Origin of the sequence: Actinacidiphila polyblastidii, from assembly GCF_036353415.1 — a bacterium.
GTDB classification, from domain to species: Bacteria; Actinomycetota; Actinomycetes; order Streptomycetales; family Streptomycetaceae; genus Actinacidiphila; species Actinacidiphila polyblastidii.
Genome location: NZ_JAZEWV010000006.1, coordinates 49,244 through 74,982, shown reverse-complemented (window position 1 = coordinate 74,982; position 25,739 = coordinate 49,244). Strand labels below are relative to the sequence as shown.

20 protein-coding genes are annotated in these 25,739 nt (G+C 74.1%); 14 read left to right on the top strand and 6 right to left on the bottom strand.

The features are described 5' to 3' along the window. The first annotated feature begins 29 nt into the window (after positions 1-29). Together V2S66_RS10130 and V2S66_RS10125 are read left to right on the top strand one after the other, a co-directional pair. Positions 30-2,198 (top strand): 3-hydroxyacyl-CoA dehydrogenase NAD-binding domain-containing protein, encoded by a 2,169-nt coding sequence (locus V2S66_RS10130; protein WP_330794250.1) that lies wholly within the window; start codon positions 30-32, stop codon positions 2,196-2,198. Positions 2,199-2,336: 138 nt separating this feature from the next. Beyond that, a complete protein-coding gene (locus tag V2S66_RS10125) occupies positions 2,337-3,764 on the top strand; it encodes a M1 family metallopeptidase (RefSeq protein WP_330794249.1) in 1,428 nt (475 codons plus the stop codon). A 47-nt stretch (positions 3,765-3,811) separates the two neighbouring features. Here the strand turns inward: V2S66_RS10125 and V2S66_RS10120 are convergent, their stop codons facing one another. Next, the gene (locus tag V2S66_RS10120) at positions 3,812-4,894 is read right to left on the bottom strand and encodes a fatty acid desaturase family protein (protein WP_330794248.1); all 1,083 of its coding nucleotides are present in this window, start codon (positions 4,892-4,894) and stop codon (positions 3,812-3,814) included. A gap of 164 nt (positions 4,895-5,058) precedes the next feature. On the opposite strand from V2S66_RS10120, the gene V2S66_RS10115 reads away from it, so the two are divergent. From V2S66_RS10115 to V2S66_RS10085, 7 genes are all read left to right on the top strand, one after another. Further along, positions 5,059-5,574, top strand: a complete 516-nt coding sequence (locus V2S66_RS10115) for a GNAT family N-acetyltransferase (protein ID WP_413966350.1) — start codon at positions 5,059-5,061, stop codon at positions 5,572-5,574. Positions 5,575-5,674: 100 nt separating this feature from the next. Then, entirely contained in the window at positions 5,675-8,101 is a 2,427-nt protein-coding gene (locus V2S66_RS10110; protein WP_330794246.1) for a Tex family protein, read from the top strand. Between the two features lie 179 nt (positions 8,102-8,280). Then, a complete protein-coding gene (locus V2S66_RS10105; RefSeq protein ID WP_330794245.1) occupies positions 8,281-10,272 on the top strand; it encodes a Xaa-Pro dipeptidyl-peptidase in 1,992 nt (663 codons plus the stop codon). Positions 10,273-10,380: 108 nt separating this feature from the next. Continuing rightward, complete coding sequence (locus V2S66_RS10100) at positions 10,381-10,563, top strand: hypothetical protein (RefSeq protein ID WP_330794244.1); 183 nt, start codon at positions 10,381-10,383, stop codon at positions 10,561-10,563. Between the two features lie 64 nt (positions 10,564-10,627). Then, a complete protein-coding gene (locus V2S66_RS10095) occupies positions 10,628-11,173 on the top strand; it encodes an MOSC domain-containing protein (protein WP_330794243.1) in 546 nt (181 codons plus the stop codon). A 5-nt stretch (positions 11,174-11,178) separates the two neighbouring features. Further along, the gene (locus tag V2S66_RS10090; protein WP_330794242.1) at positions 11,179-11,931 is read left to right on the top strand and encodes an NADAR family protein; all 753 of its coding nucleotides are present in this window, start codon (positions 11,179-11,181) and stop codon (positions 11,929-11,931) included. Between the two features lie 58 nt (positions 11,932-11,989). Next, a complete protein-coding gene (locus V2S66_RS10085) occupies positions 11,990-13,369 on the top strand; it encodes an FAD-dependent oxidoreductase (RefSeq protein WP_330794241.1) in 1,380 nt (459 codons plus the stop codon). A gap of 108 nt (positions 13,370-13,477) precedes the next feature. On the opposite strand, the gene V2S66_RS10080 is transcribed toward V2S66_RS10085, so the two are convergent. Both V2S66_RS10080 and V2S66_RS10075 read right to left on the bottom strand, forming a co-directional pair. Further along, positions 13,478-14,347, bottom strand: a complete 870-nt coding sequence (locus V2S66_RS10080) for a hypothetical protein (RefSeq protein WP_330794240.1) — start codon at positions 14,345-14,347, stop codon at positions 13,478-13,480. Positions 14,348-14,547: 200 nt separating this feature from the next. Then, positions 14,548-15,156 carry a class I SAM-dependent methyltransferase gene (locus tag V2S66_RS10075; RefSeq protein WP_330794239.1) on the bottom strand — a complete coding sequence of 203 codons (609 nt, stop codon included), beginning with the start codon at positions 15,154-15,156 and terminating at the stop codon, positions 14,548-14,550. A gap of 13 nt (positions 15,157-15,169) precedes the next feature. Here V2S66_RS10075 and V2S66_RS10070 point away from each other — a divergent pair, with 13 nt between their 5' ends. The 3 genes from V2S66_RS10070 to V2S66_RS10060 all read left to right on the top strand — a co-directional run bounded on the left by V2S66_RS10070 (position 15,170) and on the right by V2S66_RS10060 (position 17,382). Continuing rightward, positions 15,170-15,505 carry a YnfA family protein gene (locus V2S66_RS10070; protein WP_330794238.1) on the top strand — a complete coding sequence of 112 codons (336 nt, stop codon included), beginning with the start codon at positions 15,170-15,172 and terminating at the stop codon, positions 15,503-15,505. A 118-nt stretch (positions 15,506-15,623) separates the two neighbouring features. Beyond that, positions 15,624-16,025, top strand: coding sequence for a roadblock/LC7 domain-containing protein (locus tag V2S66_RS10065; RefSeq protein WP_330794237.1), 402 nt, complete (start codon positions 15,624-15,626; stop codon positions 16,023-16,025). 169 nt (positions 16,026-16,194) lie between these two features. After that, positions 16,195-17,382, top strand: a complete 1,188-nt coding sequence (locus V2S66_RS10060; protein ID WP_330794236.1) for a DUF6397 family protein — start codon at positions 16,195-16,197, stop codon at positions 17,380-17,382. On the opposite strand, the gene V2S66_RS10055 is transcribed toward V2S66_RS10060, so the two are convergent. After that, the gene (locus tag V2S66_RS10055) at positions 17,289-19,802 is read right to left on the bottom strand and encodes a DEAD/DEAH box helicase (RefSeq protein ID WP_330794235.1); all 2,514 of its coding nucleotides are present in this window, start codon (positions 19,800-19,802) and stop codon (positions 17,289-17,291) included. The genes V2S66_RS10060 and V2S66_RS10055 overlap by 94 nt on opposite strands. A 133-nt stretch (positions 19,803-19,935) precedes the next feature. On the opposite strand from V2S66_RS10055, the gene V2S66_RS10050 reads away from it, so the two are divergent. Further along, positions 19,936-20,730: a metal-dependent hydrolase gene (locus V2S66_RS10050; protein ID WP_330794234.1), complete on the top strand. Its 795-nt coding sequence runs from the start codon at positions 19,936-19,938 to the stop codon at positions 20,728-20,730. Positions 20,731-20,779: 49 nt separating this feature from the next. On the opposite strand, the gene V2S66_RS10045 is transcribed toward V2S66_RS10050, so the two are convergent. Together V2S66_RS10045 and V2S66_RS10040 are read right to left on the bottom strand one after the other, a co-directional pair. Next, positions 20,780-22,561 (bottom strand): ABC transporter ATP-binding protein, encoded by a 1,782-nt coding sequence (locus tag V2S66_RS10045; protein ID WP_330794233.1) that lies wholly within the window; start codon positions 22,559-22,561, stop codon positions 20,780-20,782. Further along, positions 22,558-24,516, bottom strand: a complete 1,959-nt coding sequence (locus tag V2S66_RS10040; protein ID WP_330794232.1) for an ABC transporter ATP-binding protein — start codon at positions 24,514-24,516, stop codon at positions 22,558-22,560. The genes V2S66_RS10045 and V2S66_RS10040 overlap by 4 nt, the downstream gene beginning before the upstream one ends. Before the next feature lie 314 nt (positions 24,517-24,830). Between V2S66_RS10040 and V2S66_RS10035 the strand changes: the two genes are divergently transcribed. Then, the gene (locus V2S66_RS10035; RefSeq protein ID WP_330794436.1) at positions 24,831-25,583 is read left to right on the top strand and encodes a hypothetical protein; all 753 of its coding nucleotides are present in this window, start codon (positions 24,831-24,833) and stop codon (positions 25,581-25,583) included. Positions 25,584-25,739 lie beyond the last annotated feature (156 nt).

Sequence of the window (25,739 nt, the reverse complement as noted above, 5' to 3'; positions counted from 1 at the left end):
CCCCACGGACCCAACGGAGCCAGCAGACCATGAGCGAGTCCACCACCATCCGCTGGGAGCAGGACGCCGACGGCGTCGTCACCCTCGTCCTGGACGACCCCAGCCAGTCCGCCAACACCATGAACGCGGCCTTCGCCGACTCCCTCGACGCCGTGCTCGACCGGCTCGAAGCGGAGATCGACGGGATCCGCGGCGTGATCGTCACCTCCGCCAAGAAGACCTTCTTCGCCGGCGGCGACCTGCGCGACCTGATCCGCGCCACCCCGGAGAGCGCCGAGCAGGTCTTCGCCGGGTCGATGCGCATCAAGCGCCGGCTGCGCCGCCTGGAGACCCTCGGCAAGCCCGTGGTGGCCGCCATCAACGGCGCGGCCCTCGGCGGCGGTTTCGAGATCACCCTGGCCTGCCACCACCGCATCGCCCTGGACGCCCCCGGCACCAAGATCGGCTGTCCCGAGGTGACCCTGGGGCTGCTGCCCGGCGGCGGCGGAGTGGTGCGCACCGTCCGGCTGCTCGGCATCGCCGACGCCCTGCTCAAGGTGCTGCTCCAGGGCCGCCAGTACACCCCGCGGCGCGCCCTGGAGGCCGGTCTGATCCACGAGGTCGCCGCCGACCACGAGGCGATGCTCGCGAGCGCCCGCGCCTTCATCGACGCGAACCCCGAGGCCAGGCAGCCCTGGGACGTCCCCGGCTACAAGATCCCCGGCGGCACCCCGAAGAGCCCCGCCTTCGCCGCCAACCTCCCCGCGTTCCCGGCGAACCTGCGCAAGCAGCTGGCCGGCGCCCCCTACCCCGCGCCGCGCGACATCCTCGCCGCCGCCGTCGAGGGCGCCCAGGTCGACATCGACACCGCCTTCACCATCGAGGCCCGCTACTTCACCGAACTGGCCTGCGGCCGCACCTCGAAGAACATGATCCAGGCGTTCTTCTTCGACATGCAGACCGTCAACTCCGGCGCCAGCAGGCCCGCCGGCATCCCGCCCCGCCAGGTCACCAGGGTCGCCGTGCTCGGCGCCGGCATGATGGGCGCCGGCATCGCCTACTCCTGCGCCCGCGCCGGGATCGACGTGGTGCTGAAGGACGTGACGCAGGAGGCGGCCGAGCGCGGCAAGGCGTACTCCGCGGGGCTGCTGGACAAGGCGCTCGCCAAGGGCCGCACCACGCCGGGGCAGCGGGACGCGCTGCTGGCCAGGATCACCCCGACCGCCGACCCCGGCGACCTCGCCGGCTGCGACGCGGTCATCGAGGCGGTCTTCGAGGACGCCTCCTTGAAGCACAAGGTGTTCCAGGAGATCGAGGGCGTCGTCGCGCCCGACGCGCTGCTGTGCTCCAACACCTCCACCCTGCCGATCTCGCAGCTCGCCGAAGGCGTCCAGCGGCAGGGCGACTTCGTCGGCCTGCACTTCTTCTCGCCGGTCGACAAGATGCCGCTGGTGGAGATCATCCGCGGCGAACGCACCGGCGACGAGGCGCTGGCCCGCGCTTTCGACCTGGTCCGGCAGATCCGCAAGACCCCCATCGTGGTCAACGACTCGCGCGGCTTCTTCACCTCCCGGGTGATCGGCCACTTCATCAACGAGGGCGTCGCCATGGTCGGCGAGGGAATCCCCGCCGCCTCGGTCGAGCAGGCGGCCGCCCAGGCCGGCTACCCGGCCAAGGTGCTCTCGCTGCTGGACGAGCTGACGCTCACCCTGCCGCGCAGGATCCGCCGCGAGACGCGCGCCGCGGTCGAGGCGGCCGGCGGCGTCTGGCAGGAGCACCCCGCCGAGCAGGTCGTCGACCGGATGGTCGACGAGTTCCAGCGGCCCGGGCGCAGCGGCGGCGCGGGCTTCTACGACTACGCCGACGGGCGCCGCACCACCCTGTGGCCGGGCCTCGCCGAGCACTTCGGCAAGCCGGGGGCGGAGATCCCCTTCCGCGACATGCAGGAGCGGATGCTCTTCGCCGAGTCGCTCGACACCGTGCGGCTCCTGGAGGAGGGCGTCCTCACCTCCGTCGCCGACGCCAACATCGGCTCGATCCTCGGCATCGGCTTCCCCGCCTGGACCGGCGGTGTGCTCCAGTACGTCAACGGCTACGAGGGCGGTGTCGCCGGATTCACCGCGCGGGCACGGGAACTGGCCGCCGAGTACGGCGAGCGGTTCACCCCGCCGGCGCTCCTGGAGCGGAAGGCCGAGCGCGGGGAGCGCTTCGCGGACTGAGAGCGCCCGGCGCACCCGGGCCGGCCCCGTCCCGCGGCTGCCGCAGCTGCGCGGCCGCCCTCGCGCGGGGCCGGCTCCGCACGGCCGGTACCGCGCGGGGCCGGGTGATCGCCGCGCCGGTCTCGTACGCTGGCCCGCGTGCGTCTTCGACCCCGGGTCCGTCCCCCGCAGCGTGCACTGCCGCGCGCTCTCGCGTCCCTGTTCCTCGCGTGCTGCCTGACGGCGTGCGCCGGTGACGGGGGAAGTCCCGGGGCGGGCGCGCCCGGCGTCGGCGACCCGCTCTTCCCGAACGCCGGCAACGGCGGGTACGACGTGGGCCACTACGGGCTCGACCTGGCCTACGACCCCGCCTCCGGCCGGCTGAGCGGCACCGCCGCCGTCACCGCCACCGCCACCCGCCCGCTGCGCAGCTTCGACCTGGACCTGTCCGGCATGAGGGTCGACGCCGTCACCGTCGCCGGGCAGGGCGCGCAGTTCTCGCGCGCCGGCACCGAACTGGTGGTGCGGCCCGCCGAGCCCCTCGAACGCGGCGAGCGGTTCGACACGGTGATCACCTACCAGGGCGTCCCCGGCGTCATCACCGACCCGGACGGCTCCCAGGAAGGCTGGTTCCGCACCGACGACGGCGCCCTCGCCCTCGGCGAACCGGTCGGCTCGATGGCGTGGTTCCCCGGCGACGACCACCCCTCGGACAAGGCGTCGTACGACATCACCGTCAGCGTGCCGCACGGGCTGACCGTGGTGTCCAACGGCGAACTGGCCGCCGCCGCCGCCCGCGCCGGCGGCCGCACCGCCTTCCACTGGCACGTCGCCCAGCCCATGGCCACCTACCTGGCCACCGTCGCCATCGGGCACTACACCGTCACCAAGGCCACCACCGGCGGCGGGCTGCCCGTCTACACCGCGGTCGACCCCCGGTCGAACGACCCGCAGACGGCGGCCGCGGTCTCCCGCATCCCGGAGATCGTCACCTGGGAGAGCGGGATCTTCGGCCCCTTCCCGTTCTCCTCCACCGGCGCGATCGTGGCCCACCTCGGCGACCGGCAGGGCGGCTACGCGCTGGAGACCCAGAACCGTCCGGTCTTCCCCGGCAACGAGGGCACCCCCGCGATGCCCGTGACCACCCTGGTGCACGAGCTGTCCCACGAGTGGTACGGCGACTCCGTCACCCCGCACAGCTGGCAGGACATCTGGCTGAACGAGGGCTTCGCCACCTACGCCGAGTGGCTCTGGAAGGCGCACGAGGGCGGCCCCACGGAGCAGCAGAGCGCCGCCGCGGCCTTCGCCGCCACCGCCAACTGGGCCTTCGCCCCCGCCTCCCCGACCGCCGCCCAGCTCTTCGCCCCGCCGGTCTACAACCGCGGCGCCCTCGTCCTGCACGAACTGCGCCGCACCATGGGCGACGCCGCCTTCTTCCGGCTGCTGCGCGCCTGGCCCGCCGCCCACCGCCACGGCAACGCCTCCACCGAGGACTTCACCGCCTTCTGCGCCCACTTCACCGCGAAGGACCTCAACCCCCTCTTCACCACCTGGCTGTACGGCCGCGCCAAACCCGCCCACATCTAGGGCCGGTCGCCCGGCCGGGGAACGGGCGGACCCGGCGGACCCGGGGGTCAGCGCAGCGGGGCGCCCACCTCGTGCATGTGGGCGAAGGCCTGCGCGTAGGAGTCGAGGAGGCCGGTCTCGGCGTAGGGGACCCCGAGGCGGGCGCAGTGCGCGCGCACCAGAGGGCGCGCCAGGCGCAGGTGCGGACGGGGGAGGCTGGGCATCAGGTGGTGCTCGATCTGGTAGTTGAGGCCGCCGAGCAGGAAGTCGGTGACCGGGTTGCCCCGCACATTGCGCGAGGTGAGCACCTGGCGCCGCAGGTGACCCCAGCGCGCGCCCTCCTCCGGCATCGCCATGCCCTTGTGGTTCGGCGCGAACGACAGTCCCAGATGCACCCCGAACAGCGCGTGGTGCAGCAGCGCGAAGACCACCGCCTGCCACAGCGGCAACGCGCCCAGCAGCAGCGCCGCGTACCCGGCGACGTGCGCGACCAGCAGGCCGCCTTCGAGCGCCCGCTCCCGCGCCGGCATCCGCCGCAGGTCCCGGAAGCTCGCCACCTTCAGCGCGAGCCCTTCCAGCAGCAGCATCGGCAGGAACAGCCACGCCTGGTGCTTGGTCAGCCAGCGCGCGAAGCCCTCGCGCCGCACCGCCTGGGCCCGCGTCCACACCAGCGCTCCGACCTCGACGTCCGGGTCCTTGCCGACGTGGTTGGGGTGCGCGTGGTGCCGGTTGTGCTTGTCCGACCACCAGCCGGCGCCCATGCCCAGCAGCAGATTGCCGTGCAGCAGCGCGATCGCGCGGTTCGCCCGGCGCCCCGCGGCGATCTGCTGGTGGCCCGCGTCGTGGCCGACGAACCCGGTGCGCGCGGAGAGCACCGCCGCCGGCGGCGCCAGCGCCAGCACCCACCACGTGCCGCTCGCGCCCACCAGCACCACCGCCGCCCACACCGCGGCCACCGCGACCGCGTTCGCCGCGATGAGCCCCGCGTACCAGCCGGGCCTGCGGCGCAGCAGTCCCGCCTGCCTGACCTGCCGCAGCAGCGGCGCGAACTCGCTGCCCGCGGGCCCCGCGTCCGGTGGGGCGCCGCCGGACGCCGTGGGCGGACCGCCCTGCGCGGGAGCGGTGAGTACGGGACCGGCTGCGGCGGACATGGACGCTCCTCGGATACGGCGGGAAGGCGGCAGGCGGCCTGACCCGGCCGCCACCTCGACGCTACGAACCCCCGCCCACCTGCGGCCATGACGCCATCACCCGGCTTCGCCGGGGGCCGACCGGCCGGAAAACCGGGGGATAACCCCACCCGCCGCCTGCCAGGATGGGACCCGTGACGACGTATGACCCGCGCGCGGCCGGCTGGACGGTCGCGGCCCACCCCGTGTCCGACCCGGAGTCGGCGACCCTGCTGCGCCGCTACTACACCGAGCTGATCGTGCGCTACCACGGCCGGCCGACCGACGACGACGAGGTCGACGCGGTGCTCGCGCAGGAGCCCAGCGACGATCTCACCCTGCCCGGCGGGGAGTTCCTGGTCGCGCGGCGCGGGGGAGTGCCCGGCGGCTGCGTGGGCCTGCGGGTGCTCGACCGCGACACGGCCGAGCTGACGCGGATGTTCGTCGCCGGGGAGGCCCGTCGCCAGGGCGTCGCCCGGCTGCTCGTCGGCGCCGCCGAGACCGTCGCCCGGGACATACTGCGCGCCCGCAGAATCCGCCTCGACACCCGCAAGGACCTGGTCGAGGCCCGCGCCCTGTACGCCGGGCACGGCTACCGCGAGATCGCCGCCTACAACGACAGCCCGTACGCCGACCACTGGTTCGAGAAGCCGCTGCGCTGACCGCGGCCCTCCGTCCGCGGACGGCCGCCGCCGTCTACGATGCAGGGAACGCAGCGCGGAGCCCAGGTCGGAGCGAGCGGACGCCGGGCGGAGCACCGAGATGAGGAGCGGGACCATCAGCGGCAACATGTCGGTCGAAGCCAGGATCGCCGGGGAACTGGGCGTACGCGAGGGACAGGTGCGGGCGGCGGTCGACCTGCTCGACGGCGGGGCGACGGTGCCGTTCATCGCCCGCTACCGCAAGGAGGCCACCGGCACCCTCGACGACGAGCAGCTGCGCACCCTCGAGGAGCGGCTGCGCTACCTGCGGGAGCTGGACGAGCGGCGCGCCGCGATCCTGGAGTCCATCGAGGCCCAGGGCAAGCTGGACGAGGAGCTCAGGGCCCGGATCGTCGCCGCCGACTCCAAGGCGCGCCTGGAGGACATCTACCTCCCGTACAAGCCCAAGCGCCGCACCAAGGCGCAGATCGCCCGCGAGGCCGGCCTCGAACCGCTCGCCGACGCCCTGCTCGGCGACCCGGGGCTCGACCCGCAGGCCGCCGCGGCGTCCTACGTCGACGCGGACAAGGGCGTCGAGGACGCCGCCGCGGCGCTCGACGGCGCCCGCGCCGTCCTCACCGAGCGGTTCTCCGAGGACGCCGACCTCGTCGGCGAGCTGCGCACCCGCATGTGGTCCCGCGGCCGGCTGGTCGCCGCGGTGCGCGAGGGCAAGGAGGAGGCCGGCGCGAAGTTCTCCGACTACTTCGACTTCTCCGAGCCCTTCACCAAACTCCCCTCGCACCGCGTCCTGGCCATGCTGCGCGGCGAGAAGGAGGAGATCCTCGACCTCACCATGGAGCCCGAGGAGCCCACCGAGGGGCCGTCGAGCTTCGAGCGCAGCATCGCCCAGCGGTTCGGTGTCGCCGACCGCGGCCGTCCCGGCGACAAGTGGCTGGCGGACACCGTCCGCTGGGCCTGGCGCACCCGCTTCCTGGTCCGGCTCGGCATCGACCTGCGCGTCCAGCTGCGCCAGCAGGCCGAGGACGAGGCGGTCCGGGTCTTCGCCACCAACCTGCGCGACCTGCTGCTCGCCGCCCCGGCGGGCAGCCGCGCCACCATGGGCCTGGACCCGGGCCTGCGCACCGGCGTGAAGGTCGCGGTGGTCGACGGCACCGGCAAGGTCGTGGCCACCGACACGATCTACCCGCACGTGCCCCGCAACCGCTGGGACGAGTCGCTGGCCTCGCTGGCCCGGCTGGCCGCCGCCCACCGCGTCGACCTGATCGCGATCGGCAACGGCACCGCCTCCCGCGAGACCGACAAGCTCGCCGCCGACCTGATCCGGCTGCACCCCGAACTCGGCCTGACCAAGGCCGTGGTCTCCGAGGCCGGCGCCTCCGTCTACTCCGCGTCGGCCTACGCCTCGGCCGAACTCCCCGAACTGGACGTGTCGCTGCGCGGAGCGGTCTCCATCGCGCGACGCCTGCAGGACCCGCTCGCCGAACTGGTGAAGATCGACCCGCGGTCCATCGGCGTCGGCCAGTACCAGCACGACCTGTCCGAGCTGAAGCTCTCCCGCTCGCTGGACGCCGTCGTCGAGGACTGCGTCAACGGCGTGGGCGTGGACGTCAACACCGCCTCGGCGCCGCTGCTGCGCCGCGTCTCCGGCGTCACCGAGGGCCTGGCCGCGAACATCGTCGCGCACCGCGACGCCAACGGCCCCTTCCGCACCCGCAAGGACCTCAAGGACGTCGCCCGGCTCGGCCCCAAGGCGTACGAGCAGTGCGCCGGCTTCCTGCGCATCCAGGGCGGCGACGACCCGCTCGACGCCTCCAGCGTGCACCCCGAGGCGTACCCCGTGGTGCGCAGGATCAGCGCCACCGCCGGCGCCCCCATCCCCTCGCTGATCGGCAACGGCACCGCGCTGCGCGCCCTGCGGCCGGCCGACTTCGTCGACGAGTCCTTCGGTCTGCCGACCGTCACCGACATCCTCGCCGAGCTGGAGAAGCCCGGCCGCGACCCGCGCCCCGCCTTCAAGACGGCGACCTTCAAGGAGGGCGTGGAGGAGATGAAGGACCTCCGGCCCGGGATGCTGCTGGAGGGCGTGGTCACCAACGTCGCGGCGTTCGGCGCGTTCGTGGACGTCGGCGTCCACCAGGACGGTCTGGTGCACGTCTCGGCGCTGTCCGACTCCTACGTCTCCGACCCGCGCGACGTCGTCAAGTCCGGCGACATCGTGCGGGTCAAGGTGATGGACGTGGACCTGCCGCGCAAGCGGATCTCGCTCACGCTCCGCCTCGACGACGAGGCTCGCCCGCAAAGCGGCGAGGACCGGCGCGGCGGCCAGGGCGGCGGCGAGCGGCGCGGCGGCGGCGAGCGCCGCGGCAACCCGCCCCGGCAGGGCGGGAACCGCGGCGGCCAGGGCGGCGGCGGTCAGGGTCAGGGCCAGGGCCAGGGCGGCCGCAGGGGCGGCGCCCAGGACCGCCCCGCGGCCGGCGGCGCGATGGCGGACGCCCTGCGCCGCGCGGGACTGACCGGCGGCAAGTAGCCGGGGCGAAGTCCGCGGGGCCGAGCAGGCGAGACGGCGGCGGGCGGGACTGCGGCGGTCCCGCCCGCGGTGCGGCCGTCGCGCGCCCGCTCGCGCCTGCCCGGCGTCCGTCACCGGCCGCCTCTGCGGCGCCACCCGCACCCTGTTGACGTGGTCTCGTCAGGCGCTAGCCTCCCCGGGTGATCTCAAAGACGCGGACACCCCGCATACCGTGGATCCCCGTGGTGGTGGCGGCCGTACTCGCCGCCCTCGCCGCCGTACTGACCGCCCCGGGCCCCGCGCAGGCGGCCGCCCCGGCGAGCGCCGGCACCGTGCGGCACGGCCTCAGCCAGCCCGACTACTCGTACGCGAACGCCATCCGCGAAGCCGTCTGGGTCGACACCGGGCTCGACGGCGACGGCCGCACCGACCGGGTCGCCGTCGACATCGTCCGGCCCTCGGAACCCGCCGAGGCCGGCCGCAAGGTGCCCGTCATCATGGACGCCAGCCCGTACTACTCCTGCTGCGGCCGCGGCAACGAGAGCCAGATCAAGACCTACGACGCGGCCGGGAACATCGTCCAGGCGCCGCTGTTCTACGACAACTACTTCGTGCCGCGCGGCTACGCGACCGTGCTCGTCGACCTCGCGGGCACCGACCGCTCCGACGGCTGCGTCGACGTCGGCGGCCCCTCCGACGTCCAGTCCGCCAAGGCCGTCGTCGACTGGCTGAACGGCCGCGCCAAGGGGTGGTCCGCCCGCTCCGGCGGCGCCGCCGTCACCGCGGGCTGGACCGACGGCGAGGTCGGCATGATCGGCAAGAGCTGGGACGGCACCATCGCCAACGGCGTCGCCGCGACCGGCGTGCGCGGCCTGAAGACCATCGTGCCGATCAGCTCGATCTCCTCCTGGTACGACTACTACTTCCACCAGGGCGCGCCCCTGCAGGACGGCCCCGAGTGGCTGTCGGACTACGTGGAGAGCGACAGCGCGCACGCGAACTGCGCCGCGGAGCAGCAGAAGATCATCGACGGCTCGCCGCGCACCGGTGACTGGACGCCGTTCTGGACCGCCCGCGACTACGTCAAGGACGCCGGGCGCGTCCGTGCCAGCGTCTTCGCCGTCCAGGGCATGCAGGACCTCAACGTCCGCACCAAGCACTTCGGCCAGTGGTGGACCGCGCTGGCCGCGCACGGCGTGCAGCGCAAGGTGTGGCTCTCCCAGACCGGCCACGTCGACCCCTTCGACTACCGGCGCGGCGCCTGGGTGCCCACCCTCCAGCGCTGGTTCGACCACTACCTGCTCGGCGTGGACAACGGCATCCAGCGCGAGCCGATGGCCGACATCGAGCGCGGCGTCGACCACTGGACCACCGACCCGGTCTGGCCCGCGCCGGGCACCCGGGACACCGCCCTCACCCTCGGCCCGACCGGCACCCCGGGGCTCGGCACCCTCGGCGAGCACGGCAGGCCCGCGGCCGGCGCCACCGAGTCCTTCACCGACGACCCGGACCTGTGGGAGGAGGACTGGGCCGCGGCCGCCGACACCGCCACCCCGGCCAAGACCGCCTTCACCACCGGCGTGCTCGCCAAGGACCTGCGGATATCCGGCGGCGGCACCGTCACGGTGACCGCCACGTCGACCACCGCAAGCGCCCACCTGTCCGCGGTGCTGGTCGACCTCGGCCCCGCCACCATCCGCGACCACCTGGCCGGCGGCGAGGGCATCCTCACCGGCACCACCCGCTCCTGCTACGGCGAGAGCACCGCAGGCGACAGCGCCTGCTTCCTGGACACCTCCGCCGACAAGGAGACCGTGGACCACACGGTCTTCAGCCGCGGCTGGGCCGACCTCGGGCACTACGCCTCGCTCTCCCACGGCGTGCCGCTCACCCCGGGACGGCCGTACACCCTGACGATCCAGCTGGCCGCCACCGACCACGTCGTGCCCGCAGGCCACCGTCTCGCCCTGATCGTCGCCGGGACCGACAACGGCCTGATCCTGCCGCCCGACAGCACGCCGACGGTCTCCGTCGACCTGTCGCGCTCGGTGCTGCGGCTGCCGCTGACCGGCGGCGCGGCGGCGCTGCGCACCACGCCGGGCGCCCCCGCCGCCGGCGCCGTCCGCACCCCGGCCGCCAGGCGCTCCGCCGCGCCCGCGCCGGTCCTCACCCCGGCGGCCGAGCTGGGCTGACCGCCGGGGCCGAACGGACGAAAGGGAACCACGGCGGTCCGCGGCGCGTTCCACTGGGTAGGTACGGTGAGGGCGCGGCGCGGGCCGCCGTGGACAGGAGTCGGGGACATGTCGAATCGCACGAAGATCGCCATCGGCGGAGTGGTCGTCGGACTGATCCTGCTCGCGTGGCTGCCCTTCTGGGCGGTCCTGCTGATCATCGTCGGCATCCCGGTGGCCGCCTACCTCACGCTCGACTCCTCCCAGCGACGCCGGCTGCGCCGTGTCAGCCGCCGGCAAATCCGTCGCTGAGCTGCGAGCCCCCGGATAGGCTGAGGCATCGGTTCACACGTCCGATCGAGGGGACACGTTTCCGATGAGCAGCGGCACGGTCGTGGCGGTCAGCCGCGACGCCACCCACGGGTTCAGCAAGGCCAACCAGAGCACCATCCGGCTGCTCGCCGGGCTCGGGGTGGAGGGCGACGCCCACCTCGGCGTCACCGTCCAGCACCGCTCCCGGGTGGCCCAGGACCCGACCCAGCCCAATCTGCGCCAGGTCCACCTGATCCACGCCGAGCTGTTCGACGAGCTGCACCGCGCCGGATACCAGGTACGCCCCGGTGACCTGGGGGAGAACGTCACCACCAGCGGCCTCGACCTGCTCGGACTGCCGCAGGGGACGATCCTGCGGCTGGGGGAGGAGGCGCGGGTCCAGATCACCGGACTGCGCAACCCCTGCCGCCAGATCGAGGCATTCCGCCCCGGCCTGCTCCAGCAGGTGGTGGGCCGCGACGAGTCCGGGACCCTCGTCCGCAAGGCCGGCATCATGGGCGTCGTGCTCGACCCCGGCGAGATCCACGTCGGCGACCGGGTCGAGGTCACCCTCCCCGCCACCCCGCACCTGCCGCTGGAAAAGGTCTGAGGCCGATGTCGGCCGACACCACCGCCGACGCCACGGGCTCTCCCCGTGCGACCGGAGCCGCTGCCGTGCCCGCACCGGCCGCCGACCCCGCGCCTGCCCACGCGATCCGCTCCGTCGAGGACCTGCTCGCCTTCACCGCGACCGGCGGCCGCACGAAGTACCTGCACTTCTGGGGGCACCGCCCCCAGCGTGACGGCTCCGTCGGGCCCGGCTGCCTCAGCCAGTGGTGGCCCGCCCCCTTCACCGTGGGCGGCGCCACCTACGCCACCGCCGAGCACTGGATGATGGCCGGCAAGGCCCGCCTGTTCTCCGACGGCGACGCCGAGCGGCGCGCCCTGGCCGCGGCCCACCCCCAGCAGGCCAAGAACGCGGGCCGCTCGGTGCGCGGCTTCGACGACGAGACGTGGCGCCGGGAGCGGTTCGCGCTCGTCGTCGAGGGCAGCGCGCACAAGTTCGCCGCCCATCCGGAGCTGCGCGACTACCTTCTCGGCACCGGCCGGCGCGTGCTCGTCGAGGCCAGCCCGCTGGACCGGGTCTGGGGCATCGGCCTGGCCGCCGACGACGACCGGGCCGCCGACCCGGCCACCTGGCGGGGGCTGAACCTCCTCGGCTTCGCGCTGATGGAGGCCCGCTCCCTTCTGGCAGCCGGCGGCTCCGCGCCCTCCTGGCGCCAGCCGTCGCAGGAACCACCGCAAGCGGTCCGGGACGCAGAGGCGGCGCCGAGAGGTCGCACGGAGTCCGCCGAGGGCCGCACGTAGAGTGCCGGAGGGGCCCGCGGCCGCGGACCCGATCGCACACCGGAGAGGTCGACAGGACATGACGGAGCGTCTGGTGGTCATCGGCGGCGACGCGGCGGGCATGTCGGCCGCCTCGCAGGCCCGCCGCCGCAGAGCCGCGGACGACCTGGAGATCATCGCCTTCGAGCGCGGACGGCACACCTCCTACTCCGCCTGCGGCATCCCGTACTGGATCGGCGGCGCCACCACGGGACCGGACGCGCTCGTCGCCAGAACCGCCCAGGAGCACCGCGACCACGGCATCGACCTGCGGCTGGGCACCGAGGTCGTCGCCGTCGACCCCGAGCGCGGCCGGGTGCGCTCCCGCGGCCCCGAGGGCGGCGAGCAGTGGACGGAGTACGACCACCTGGTGATCGCCACCGGCGCGGTGCCGATCCGGCCGCCCGTCCCGGGCATCGACGCGCCAGGCGTGTTCGGCGTGCAGACCCTCGACGACGGCGAGGCGGTGCTGGGCGCGCTGGACCGCGAGGCGGTGCGGCGCGCGGTCGTCGTCGGCGGCGGCTACATCGGCGTCGAGATGGCCGAGGCCATGCTGCGGCACGGCCTGGAGGTGACCCTCGTGGACCGTGCGCCCGAGCCGATGAGCACCCTCGACCCGGACATGGGGATGCTGGTGCGCGACTCCCTCGAAGGACTCGGCGTCCACGTGGTGTCCGGCGCCCCGGTCCGTGAGGTGCTCACCGGGGACGGCGGGTGGGTGCGGGCCGTCGCCACCGACCGCGCGGAGTACCCCGCGGACATCGTGGTGCTCGGCCTGGGGGTCCGCCCCGGCACGGACCTCGCCCGGGACGCGGGCCTGCCGCTGGGCGCCCACGGCGGACTGCTCACCGACCGCGCGATGCGGGTGCGCGGCACCGAGCGGATCTGGGCCGGCGGCGACTGCGTGGAGGTTCTCAACCTGGTCTCCGGCGCGCTCCAGCACATCGCGCTGGGCACCCACGCCAACAAGCAGGGCCGGATCATCGGCACCAACATCGGCGGCGGATACGCCACCTTCCCCGGCGTGGTCGGCACCGCGGTCAGCAAGGTCTGCGACGTCGAGATCGCCCGCACCGGGCTGAAGGAGTCCCAGGCGCGCGCCGCGGGCCTGGACTTCGTCACCGTGGTCATCGAGTCCACCAGCCGGGCCGGCTACTACCCGGACGCCGACACCATGACCGTCAAGATGACCGCGGAACGCGGCACCGGCCGGCTGCTCGGCCTGCAGATCGTCGGCGGTGAGGGCGCCGCCAAGCGCGTCGACGTCGGGGCGGTCGCGCTCACCGCGAAGATGACCGTGCAGCAGATGGTCGACCTCGACCTCGGCTACGCGCCGCCCTTCTCCCCGGTGTGGGACCCGGTCCTGGTCGCGGCGCGCAAGGCGGCGGACGCGGTGGCCGCCGACATCAGGAAGCGCTGACCGCTCCCGCGGCATCGGCGCCCGCCGGGGCCGCGGGAGCCGTTCACCTCCCCGGCCCCGTCGACGCCCCTTTCGCCGTCCGGGTCCGGGTCCACGCCCGGGTCCTGGTCACGCCGCGCCGACCGGCGTGGGCGCCGACGCCAGCCGTCCCAGCGCCTCCATCAGCGGGGGCAGCGCGGGTCCCGGGCGCACCGGAAGCACCTCGCCCGGCACGTCGTCGAGCAGCACGAACGCCATGTCGTCGGCCCGGCCGACCAGGCTCCAGCCGGGGCCGTCGGCGCGCACCGAACCGTAGGCGACGCGGACCCGGCCGGGCGGCGGGGGGCTGCGCAGGTAGCTCTCCGCCGCGTCCAGCACCCGGCGCACGGGGGAGGGGGCGGCGGCCTCCGCGGCCGAGGGGGAGGGGGCCGCCGGCTGCTTCAGTGCGTCGGCGTCGGCGTCGGCGTCGGTGTCCGCATCCGCGTCGGCGTCCGCGCCGGCAGGCGCGTCCTCCTCGTCCATCCGGTCGAACTGGTCGCGCCACTCGCGCCACTTGATCGCGATCTCGTCCGCGCCCAGCCGCCGTTGGGCGGGCCCCCACACGGCGGTGTCCGGCGGGGTCAGCGCGGGGCCGCCGCCGGTCTCCTCGTCGGGGTCGAACGGCTCGGGCAGCCCCGGCACGGAGACCGCCACCGGCACCGGCCAGCCGGGAAGCGACGCCGCCATGCTGTTCTCGTCGGGCGAGAGGTCGTACTCCAGGCCGCAGTCCCAGGCGGCCAGCGCGCAGGCCACCATCCACGCGTCCGTGGTCGCGACCGTCCAGCGCGCGCCCGTACCGTCCTGCCCGAAGACCAGTCCGTAGCCCGCGGCCAGCGGTTCGAGGCCGAGTCCCGCGCACGCCGCCGGATAGTCGTCGCCCAGCACGCCGGGGAACTGGCCCGGCGTCAGCAGCGCCGCGGTCAGCACGAACAGCGCGTCGTCGTCCAGAGTGTCGTCCATCGGCTCATCGGCCGCGCCCATCCGTCGCCTCCCTCTCCTCGGTCCGCGCACCTTAACCAGCGGGTAACGTCCCCGTCGAGGGGGTACGGAGGGGGGACATCCGGTGGGTTCGGTGCATGCCTCTCCGCAGGTCCACCCCCGGGCCTCCTCGCGGCGGCGCGAGGACGGCGGCGGGAGGCGGGATCGGCGGGAGCGGCCGCTCAGCGCACTCTGACCGCGAGGGCGAGATAGCGTTCCTCGGCGTCGTCGAGAAGCGCCAGTTCCCAGCCGGCGTCGTCGAGCGCCCGGCCGAGCCGCGGCTGCGCGCGGATGTCGTCGGGACGCAGCTCGTGGCCGCGGCGGGCGGCGAGGGCGGCGCGCCCGACGGGATGGAAGACGGCGAGCCGGCCGCCGGGCCGGGTGACCCGGGCGAGTTCGCGCAGTCCGGCCGCCGGATCGGGCAGGTGGTGGACCAGCCCGGCGGCGAGCACCGCGTCGAAGACCTCCTCCCGCAGCGGGAGCCGGTCCCCGTACGCCTCGACCAGGGAGCCCGCGGCGTTCCGGCCCAGCGCGACGGCCTCGTCGAGCATCTCCGGGGTCAGGTCCACGCCGACGACCGTGCCCGACGGGCCGACCGCGTCCCGCAGCAGCGGGAGCGCACGCCCGGTCCCGCAGCCCACGTCGAGCGCGCGGTCGCCGTCGCCGAGCCCCAACTCCGCGACGGCCGCCCGGTAGGCGGGGGTGTCGTCCGGGTAGCGCTGCTCCCAGCCGGCCGCTCTGACCGCGAAGAACTCGGTGAGCCGCCGCCGTTCGTGCTCGTTGCCTGCCATGCATCATGGTCGCATGCTCACCCTGCGCTCGATCGCCCTCTTCGTCCTGGCGGCCCTGCTGGAGATCGGCGGCGCCTGGCTGATCTGGCAGGGCGTCCGCGAGCACCGCGGGCCGGCCTGGACGGGCGCGGGCGTGGTCGCCCTAGGGCTCTACGGATTCGTCGCGACCCTGCAACCGGACGCCCAGTTCGGCCGGATCCTCGCGGCCTACGGCGGCGTCTTCGTGGCCGGCTCGCTGGTGTGGGGCGTGGTGGCGGACGGTTACCGGCCGGACCGCTTCGACATCGCCGGGGCGCTCGTCGCCCTGGTCGGTGTGAGCATCATCATGTACGCACCGCGCGGCGGCTGAAACCTGCTGCTTTCGGCCATCGAGGCCCTGGTCGGCCACGACCCCGGCCGGAGGAGGGGTTGCCGGGACCGGCGGTACGTACAAGGCTGCGTACCGCAGCGGAGACCGGAGGTAGGCGATGACGGTGAGCAACAAGCTCGCGTGGCTGCTCGACGACCTGACGCAGCGGGTGCCGCACGTCCAGCACGCGCTCGTCCTGTCGAACGACGGTCTGGTCACGGGAGCGAGCGGCGAACTGGACCGGCCGACCGCCGAGCACCTGGCCGCCGTGTCGTCGGGCTTCCACAGCCTCGCGAAGGGCGCGGGCCGGCAGTTCGGGACCGGCGGGGTGCGCCAGACCATGGTGGAGTTCGACGAGGGATTCCTCTTCGTGACCGCGGCGGGCGACGGCAGCTGCCTGTCCGTCCTGAGCGGGATGGAAGCGGACATCGGGCAGGTCGCCTACGAGATGACGCGCCTGGTCCACCAGGTCGGCGAGCACCTCGGTGTGGCGCCGCGGGGTTCGAACTCCCTCAGCTGAGCCCTCTCCGCGGCGGGCGCCGCCTCGCGGTCCGGGGCGGACCTGCCGACCTGGCGACCTGCCGACCGGCGGGTTCGGGGTTGTCCACAGGCCCATGACGGACCGTCGCCCTTCCTCGCTAGATTTGTCACTGTCGGTGATGGATCCAAGCTGAGGAGTGACGATGACGATGACGACGACTTCGTCCGTGGCCGCGGTGGACGCGGTGCGGCACGTCGAGGAGCTGCTGCCGCTCGATCGCGCGCGGCACGAACTCGGTCTCGACCAGGATGAGTTCGCGGTGGCGCTGCAACTGGGCGAGGTGCGCACGGTGGCGTGCGGGCCGGCGCTCTGGAAGGTGCCGCGCGCGGAGATCGACCGGTGCCTCGCGGGCGGCGCGGACCGTACGGGTGACGCGGGCACGGGCGGTGAGCCGGGCGGACTGCGGGCGCGACTGCGGCTGGTGAGCGGCGAGGGCGCGGCCGAGTTGATGGGCGTGGGCCGGCAGCGTTTCGTCCTCTTCGCCCGCTGCGGGAAGATCCGCCCCGTCCGCTGGTACGTCAACCAGTACCGGGCGGTGGTGTGGCTCTACCCCGCCGGGGAGGTGGCCGGCTTCGCCGGACGGAACCCGGGGCAGCTCAGGGGTCGGATGCCCGCAGAGCTGCGCGCGGCCGCCGAGGACGGTCGTGACGAGCGGGCGCGGGGCTGGCGGGAGCGGCGCGTCGAGCAACTGGTCAGGGATGCCTGGGACGCGTGGGACGAGGCCGCCGTCTGGGCGGCGCTGCTCGGGCCCGAGGCGGCCGCCGAAGCGGGGCCTGCCCCCCGCGAGCGGGCGTATCTGCGCAGGCTCCGTCCGGGCCTGTCACCGGGCAGACCCGGTCGGGCGAGCCTGCAGCGGGTCAGGGACCTCACGACGGCAGACCATCCCGACGAGATCGCCCACGGGCTGCTCGCCCTCGCTGACGCGCTGAGCAGGGCCCGCGCCCAGCGGCCCGCCCCGGGCCCGGACGGCGGCGTGCCCGAGCCGGGCGGTCGGGACGCGACGCGGCTCCCTGCCCCCGAGCCTGTGCGGGCGCGGCCCGTGCCGGTCGGGCCTGCCGTGCCCGCCGCGCAGGTGCTCGCCGGGCCCGTCCGCGCGGAGCCGGTGAGCGCCGCGCCGGTGAGCGCCGCGCCGCCGACCGGGCCGGCGGATCGGCCGGGCGGCGCCGGCCCGGCCCGCGGGCGGCTGCGGGGGTTGCTGTTCAGGCGGCGGGCGGCCGCCGGGCCGCCCGGACGGCGTCCGGGTCAGAGTTCGCCGACGCCCGTCAGCCGGATCACCGCGCGCGCCTCCTCGTCGGAGGCCGCGAGGTCGACCTCGGCCGAAATGCCCCAGCCGTGATCGCCGTTGGGGTCGGCGAAGGTCTGCCGCACCCGCCACAGGCCGTGCTCCGGCTGCTCCTCGATGAGCAGCAGCTTCGGGCCGCGCGCGTCCGGCCCGGTGCCCAGGTCGTCGTACTCGTCCCAGTACGCGTCCATCGCGTCCGCCCAGGTGTCCGCGTCCCAGCCGGACTCCTCGTCCAGCTCGCCGAGCTGCGCGTACTTCTCCAGCGCCGCCAGCTCCACCCGGCGGAAGAGGGCGTTGCGGACCAGCACCCGGAAGGCCCGGGCGTTCGCGGTGACCGGCTTGACCTGGTCGGCCCGCTCGGCGGCCTCCTCGGCGCTCTCCTCCTCGGGGTTGGCGAGCTGCTCCCACTCGTCGAGCAGGCTGGAGTCCACCTGCCGTACCAGCTCGCCGAGCCAGGCGGTCAGATCCTGGAAGTCCTCCGACTTCAGGTCGTCGGGCACGGTGTGCTCCAGCGCCTTGTACGCGCTCGCCAGGTAGCGGAGCACGATGCCCTCGGTCCTGGCCAGCTCGTAGTAGGAGACGAACTCCGAGAAGGTCATGGCCCGTTCGTACATGTCGCGGACCACGGACTTCGGGGACAGCGGATGGTCGCCGACCCACGGGTGGCTCTTGCGGTACACGCCGTAGGCGTGCAGCAGCAGCTCCTCGAGCGGCTTGGCGTAGGAGACGTCCTGGAGCCGCTCCATCCGCTCCTCGTACTCCACGCCGTCCGCCTTCATCGCCGCCACCGCGTCGCCGCGGGCCTTGTTCTGCTGGGCGGCAAGGATCTGGCGGGGGTCGTCCAGGGTGGACTCCACCACCGACACCATGTCCAGCGCGTAGGACGGAGACTCCGGGTCGAGCAGGTCGAAGGCGGCCAGGGCGAAGGTCGACAGCGGCTGGTTCAGCGCGAAGTTCTGTTGCAGGTCGACGGTCAGCCGGACGATGCGGCCCTCCGCGTCCGGCTCGGCCAGCCGCTCGACGACGCCGCCGTCCAGCAGCGAGCGGTAGATCGCGATGGCCCGCCGGATGTGCCGCAGCTGCGAGCGGCGGTCCTCGTGGTTGTCCTCCAGCAGCCGGCGCATCGCGTCGAAGGCGTTGCCGGGGCGGGCGATCACCGACAGCAGCATGGCGTGGGTGACGCGGAAGCGGGAGGTCAGCGGCTCGGGGTCGGAGGCGATCAGCTTCTCGAAGGTGTTCTCGGACCAGCTGACGAACCCTTCGGGTGCCTTCTTCCGCACCACCTTGCGGCGCTTCTTCGGATCGTCGCCGGCCTTGGCGAGCGCCTTCTCGTTCTCGATCACGTGCTCGGGGGCCTGCGCCTCCACGAAGCCCGCCGTGTCGAAGCCGGCCCGGCCGGCGCGGCCGGCGATCTGGTGGAACTCCCGCGCCCGCAGCACCCGGACCCGCTGCCCGTCGTACTTGGCCAGCGCGGTGAACAGCACCGTGCGGATGGGCACGTTGACGCCCACCCCGAGGGTGTCGGTGCCGCAGATGACCTTCAGCAGGCCCGCCTGGGCCAGCTTCTCCACCAGCCGGCGGTACTTGGGCAGCATCCCGGCGTGGTGCACGCCGATGCCGTGCCGCACGAATCGGGACAGATTCCGGCCGAAGGCGGTGGTGAAGCGGAAGTGGCCGATCAGGTCGGCGATGGCGTCCTTCTCGGCGCGCGTGCACATGTTGATGCTCATCAGCGCCTGCGCCCGCTCCACCGCCGCCGCCTGCGTGAAGTGCACGATGTACACCGGGGACTGGCGGGTTTCGAGCAGTTCGGTGAGGGTCTCGGTGAGCGGCGTGGAGCGGTACTCGTAGCTCAGCGGCACCGGCCGGCTGACCGACCGGACCACCGAGGTGGGCCGGCCGGTGCGCCGGGTCAGGTCCTCCTCGAACCGGGAGACGTCACCGAGCGTGGCCGACATCAGCAGGAACTGCGCCTGCGGAAGCTCCAGCAGCGGGATCTGCCAGGCCCAGCCGCGATCCGGCTCGGCATAGAAGTGGAACTCGTCCATCACCACCTGGCCGACGTCGGCGTTCCTGCCGTCGCGCAGCGCGATCGAGGCGAGCACCTCCGCGGTGCAGCAGATGACCGGGGCGTCCGGGTTCACCGACGCGTCGCCGGTGAGCATCCCGACGTTCTCGGTGCCGAAGAGCTTGCACAGGTCGAAGAACTTCTCCGACACCAGCGCCTTGATCGGCGCGGTGTAGAAGGTCACCTCGTCGCGGGCCAGCGCGGCGAAGTGCGCACCCGCCGCGACCAGGCTCTTTCCGGAACCGGTCGGGGTGGAGAGGATCACGTTCGCCCCGGAGACCACCTCGATCAGCGCCTCTTCCTGGGCGGGGTAGAGCGTGATGCCCTGCCCCTCGGCCCACGTCGAGAACGCGTCGAAGAGGGCATCGGGGTCGGCATCGGACGGCAGCTGATCGATAAGGGTCACCCCTCCATCTTGCCCGTCCGCGCCCGCCGAGGCGGAACCGGAGGCGGGGACCGTGATCACCAAAGGTAGGGTGTGCCGTCAACACCGCGTCAACTCCGCCTATGGGCGGCGGTATAGGGGGCTGAGCACCACCATGATGGGACCTGCGCACTCGCTGTCGGGAGCAGCGGCGTGGTTTGCGGTCGGGGCGGTCGCCGCCGGCCTCGACCACCCGATGCCGTGGCCGACACTCGTCGTCGGTGCGCTCATCAGTGCGGGAGCCGCCCTGGCTCCGGACCTCGACCACCACGCCGCCACGATCTCCAGGTCCTTCGGCCCGCTGTCCCGTCTCGCGTGCAAGGTCATCGACGCGATCGCGCACGCCACCTACAACGCGACCCGCGGCAAGCGCGACCCCCGGCGCTCCGGCGGGCACCGCACCCTGACCCACACCGCCATATGGGCCGCCCTCGTGGGCGCGGGCTGCTCGGCGGCGGCCGTCTACGGCGGACGGTGGGCGGTGCTGGCGATCCTCTTCGTCCACATGGTGCTGGCCGTCGAGGGCCTGCTGTGGCGGCAGGCCCGGGTCTCCAGCGACGTGCTGGTCTGGCTGCTGGGCGCGACGAGCGCCTGGGTGCTCGCGGACGTGCTGGACGACCCGGGCAACGGCAAGGAGTGGCTGTTCACCGAGCACGGCCAGCACTACATGTGGATCGGCCTACCGATCGTCCTCGGGGCCATCGTGCACTGCATCGGTGACTCCATCACCGTGTCGGGCTGCCCGATCCTGTGGCCGATACCGATCAGGCGCAAGCGCTGGTACCCGGTGGGGCCGCCGAAGTTCATGCGGTTCCGGGCCGGCAGCTGGGTCGAGTACAAGGTCCTGACCCCGGCGTTCTTCCTGGTCGGCGGCGCGAGCGCGCTCGGGGCGCTGGGCGTCTTCAGCTGAACCCCCGGCCGGCCCGGACGAGTCCCGTCCCGGCCGGCCCGACGGGACCCTAGCCGTGCCAGGACCGCCACAGCGCGGCGTACGCGCCGTCGGCGGCGACGAGCTGGTGGTGGCTGCCCAGCTCGCTGATCCGTCCGTCCTCGACCACCGCGATGACGTCGGCGTCGTGCGCGGTGTGCAGGCGGTGCGCGATGGCCACCACCGTGCGGCCGTCCAGCACCCGGGAGAGCGAGCGCTCCAGGTGCCGGGCCGCCCGCGGGTCGAGCAGCGACGTCGCCTCGTCCAGCACCAGCGTGTGCGGGTCGGCCAGCACCAGCCGGGCCAGCGCGAGCTGCTGCGCCTGGGCGGGGGAGAGCACCGCGCCGCCCGAGCCGACCTCGGTGTCCAGGCCCTCGGCGAGCGCGCGCGCCCAGTCCTCGGCGTCCACCGCGCGCAGCGCCGTCCACAGGTCGTCGTCGGCGGCCTGCGCGCGGGCCAGCCGCAGGTTGTCGCGCAGCGAGCCGACGAAGACGTGGTGCTCCTGGTTGACCAGGGCGACGTGGGCGCGGACCCGCTCGGCGGGCATCCGGGCCAGCTCCGCGCCGCCGAGGGTCACCTCGCCGGTGCGCGGGGCGTAGATCCCGGCGAGCAGCCGCCCGAGGGTGGACTTGCCGGCGCCCGACGGGCCGACGAGCGCCAGCCGGGTGCCCGGCGCGACGTTCAGCGTCACGTCGTGGAGCACGTCGGCGTCCGCGCGGTAGCCGAAGCGGACCCGGTCGGCGGCGACCTCGCGGCCGTCCGGCACGACCGAGCCGTCGCGGTCCTCCTCGGCGACCTCCCGCACGCCCACCAGCCGGGCCAGTGACACCTGGGCCACCTGCAGCTCGTCGTACCAGCGCAGGATCAGGTTGACCGGGTTGACGAGCATCTGCGCGTACAGCGCGCCGGTGGTCAGCTCTCCCGCGCTCACCCAGCCGTGCAGGGCGAAGGCGCCGCCGATCATCAGCACCGAGGTCAGGATCAGCACATGGGTGGCGTTGATGACCGGGAAGAGCACGCTGCGCAGCCACATCGTGTAGCGCTCCCACGCCACCCACTGCCCGATCCGCAGCCGGGAGAGCTCCTCGCGGCGGTCGCCGAGGCCGTGCGCCTCGATGGTGCGGCCGGCGTCCACCGACTCGGCGAGCACCGACGCCACCGCGGCGTAGCCCGCCGCCTCCGAGCGGTAGGCGCTCGGCGCACGCCGGAAGTACCAGCGGCAGCCGGTCAGCAGCAGCGGCAGCGCGACCAGGACCGACAACGCCAGCAGCGGCGAGGTCAGGGTCAGCGCGCCGATCAGCAGCGTCGCCCAGACCACGGCGATCACCAGCTGCGGCACCGCCTCGCGCATCGCGTTCGACAGCCGGTCGATGTCCGTGGTGATCCGGGACAGCAGGTCCCCGGTGCCGGCCCGCTCCAGCACGCCCGGCGGCAGCGCCACCGAGCGGACCAGGAAGTCCTCGCGCAGGTCGGCCAGCATCCGCTCGCCGAGCATCGCGCCGCGCATCTGCTCCAGCCGCACGAAGCACGCCTGGACCAGCAGCGCGACCAGGAAGAGGGCGATGGTGCGCCCGAGAGGGAGGTCGCGGTGCCCGGCGGACAGGTCCTCGACCATGCCGCCCAGCAGGTAGGGGCCGACCATCGAGGCGATCACCGCGACCGTGTTGGCGGTCATCAGCAGGGCGAAGTCGCGCCGGTGCCGGCGGACCAGCTCCCGCACGTAGGAGCGCACCGTGGCGGGCGAGCCGACCGGCAGGGTGGCTTTCTCCTGGGGCGCGGCCGGATCGTGTTCCGGCGGTCGCACGCCGATCATGCGGACTCCTCCATCGTCGGTGCGGTCGTCGCCGCGGTGCGGGCGCCGGTCACGTCGCCCGTGCCGCCGCGGTCGTGCGGGACGTCGACAGGCGCGCCCTGCCCCGCCGTTCCCGCCGGGCCGTCCGACGGCTCCGGCGCGCTCTCCCGGGTGACCACCGCGCGGTAGCGGGCGTCGGTGCGCAGCAGGTCGTGATGGCTCCCGGCGGCCGTCGCGATGCCCTCGTCCACGAAGACCACCCGGTCGGCGCGGTCGAGCACCAGCGGGCTTGAGGTGAGGACCACGGTGGTGCGCCCGGCCCTGATCTCCTTGAGCCCCCGCGCGATCCGCGCCTCGGTGTGCGCGTCGACCGCCGAGGTCGGCTCGTCGAGCACCAGCACCTCGGGGTCGGTGACCAGCGAGCGCGCGAGCGCGAGCCGCTGGCGCTGGCCTCCGGACAGCGAGCGGCCCCGTTCGGTGATCCGGGCCCGCATGGCGTCACCCGACACCGCGTCCTGGCCTGCCAGCGACTGCACCAAGGCGTCCAGCACGTCGCCGCACTGCGCCGCGCCGAGCGCCCGTACGGCGTCGATCCGGCCGGAGGAGGGGACGTCGAGCAGCTCGGCTAGCGTGCCCGACAGCAGCACCGGGTCCTTGTCCTGGACGAGCACCGCAGCCCGCGCCGCCGGGAGCGCGAGCGCGTCCAGCGCCCTGCCGCCGAGGCGCGCCGACTCCTCGCCGACACCGTCCGGGCTGTGCCCGCCGAGCCGGTCGGCCAGCCGGCCCGCCGCGTCCGGGTCGCCGCACACCACGGCGGTCAACAGCCCGGCGGGCGCCCGCAGTCCGGTCGCCGGGTCGTACAGCTCCCCCTCCGGCTCCCGCTGCCCCGCCTCCCGCGACCGCGTCTCCCGCGACGGCTCCTGCGGCGTCGTCGCGTCGGACGTGGGCGACGCCGTCCCGCCGTCGCCCACCGCCTGCGCCCGGCTCAGTGCCAGCACCCGCGCCGCACGCTTGGCCGACGGCCGGGAGAAGGACCAGGCCATGGCGATCTCCTGGAAGTTGTTCAGCGGCAGCGACAGGAAGCCCACCGCTCCGTAGACGGTGACCAGCTCACCGATCGTGATCCGTCCGTCGAGCGCCAGCCTGACGCCGTACCAGGCGATGCCGACCAGCAGCAGTCCGGGTAGTGCGACCTGCACCGCGGAGATCAGCGCCCACATCCGCTCGGTGTGCACCGCGGCCTTCCTGACCTCCTGGGAGGCGCGGCGGTAGCGGTCGAGGAACAGCTCCTCGCCGCCGATGCCGCGCAGCACCCGCAGGCCGGCCACCGTGTCGGCGGCCAGCGCGGTCGCCTTTCCGGCCTTCTCGCGCTGCATGTCGGCCCGGCGCGTCGCGGTGGGCAGCATCGGCAGCACCCCGAGGGCGAGCACCGGCACCGCGGCGGCGACCACGACGCCCAGCCGCGGCTGGTACACCAGCAGCGCCACGGCCACGCCGACGGTGGCGATCAGCGCGGAGGTGAAGCGTGCCAGCGCCTCGACGAACCAGCCGATCTTCTCCACGTCGCCGGTGCTGACCGCCACCACCTCGCCGGCCGCCACCCGGCGGGTCAGCACCGAGCCCAGCTCGACGGACTTGCGGGCCAGCAGCTGCTGGACGCGGGCGGCGACGCAGATCCAGTTGGTCACCGCCGTGCGGTGCAGCATGGTGTCGCCGAGCGCGGTCAGCGCGCCGAGCAGCAGCATCAGGCCGCCGGCCAGCACCAGCCGGGACCCCGAGCGGTCGACGACGGCCTGCACCGCCAGGCCCACCGCCGCGGGGAAGCCCGCGACCGCGGCCATGTGGAGGGTGCCCCAGGCGGTTGAGGCGAGCTGCCCGCGCCACTGCCGGACCTCCAGCCAGAGCAGGAAGCGGAACCCGGACCGCACGTCGGGCACGCCCGGGTCGGGAAACGGAAGACTGCGCAGCGAGGGCATGATGTCCTGGGGTCGGAGCGGGCGGGGAGTCGAAGGCAGAGCGGCCAGGGCACAGCGGCCAGGGCAGAGCGGTCGGAGGCGGCGGGAAGGCGCCGGATCGGACCGAGCGGCATACCGGGGTAAAACATGCCGAGAGCGGTCGAGAGCCGTACAACGGGCCGTGCAAGGTTCGCCGCAGGGCCGCTGCCGGGTCAACCGGTTTTCCGCGCGTCCCGAACGGAACCGGCCGACCGGGACGGTACGTTTCAGCAGAGGGAAGAGAGCCCACGACGATGCGGGGAACGGTGCACACGACGGAGCGGCGGACGGTGGCGATGCGGACGGTGACCAGGCGTGCGGCGGTCGCCGCGGCGGCCGCGGCGACCGCCGCCCTCCTGCTGGCCGGCTGCGGGGGCGGTTCGGCCGGCGGCGACGGCGCACCGGCATCCGGCGGCCGTGCCGCCGACCGCAGCGGCGGGCAGCACGCCGCCGCGGCCCCCGCCGTCACCCGCACGCTGCCCGGTGTCGGCCCCTCGCTGACCGCGAAGGTCCCCGCGAGCGCCCGTCAGGCGATCGTGGTCTACGGCGCGAGCCCCACGACGTCCAAGTCCACGGTCGCGCTCTTCACCCGCGCCGCGGACGGCTGGCACCGCGGTCCTTCCTGGCCCTCGCACAACGCGATCCACGGCTGGACCGTGCAGCACCACGAGGACGACCTGAAGTCCCCGGTCGGCGTCTTCACCCTGCACGACGCGGGCGGCCTGCTGGCCGATCCCGGCTCGAAGCTGCCGTACACGCGCTCGACCGACTTCACCCCGTCGCCTTCCTGGCCGGCGAGCTACCAGCACGACTTCGACTACGTGATCGCCATCGACTACAACCGGCAGATCGGCACCTCGCCCAGCGACCCCACCCGGCCCGAGGGCGAGTCCAAGGGCGGCGGCATCTGGATCCACCTGGATCACGGGGTGGGCACCTCCGCCTGCGTCACCGTCGACAAGGACGCGATGCGGTATCTGCTGCGAACGCTCGTCCCGTCAGCGCACCCGGTGATCGTGATGGGCGACACCGCGCACCTGAAGGGCTGACCCGCCCTCAGTCCGGCCGCGCCCTCACCCCCCCTCTGCCGTCAGCCCTCGCGTCGCCCCGCCCGGCAACCGCTTGCAGCAAGGCAGCGAAACTTCTTCCGCGTTCTCGCGCACGCGTATTGACGCGTCCACGCCGACGGCGGGAAGCTCCTCGGC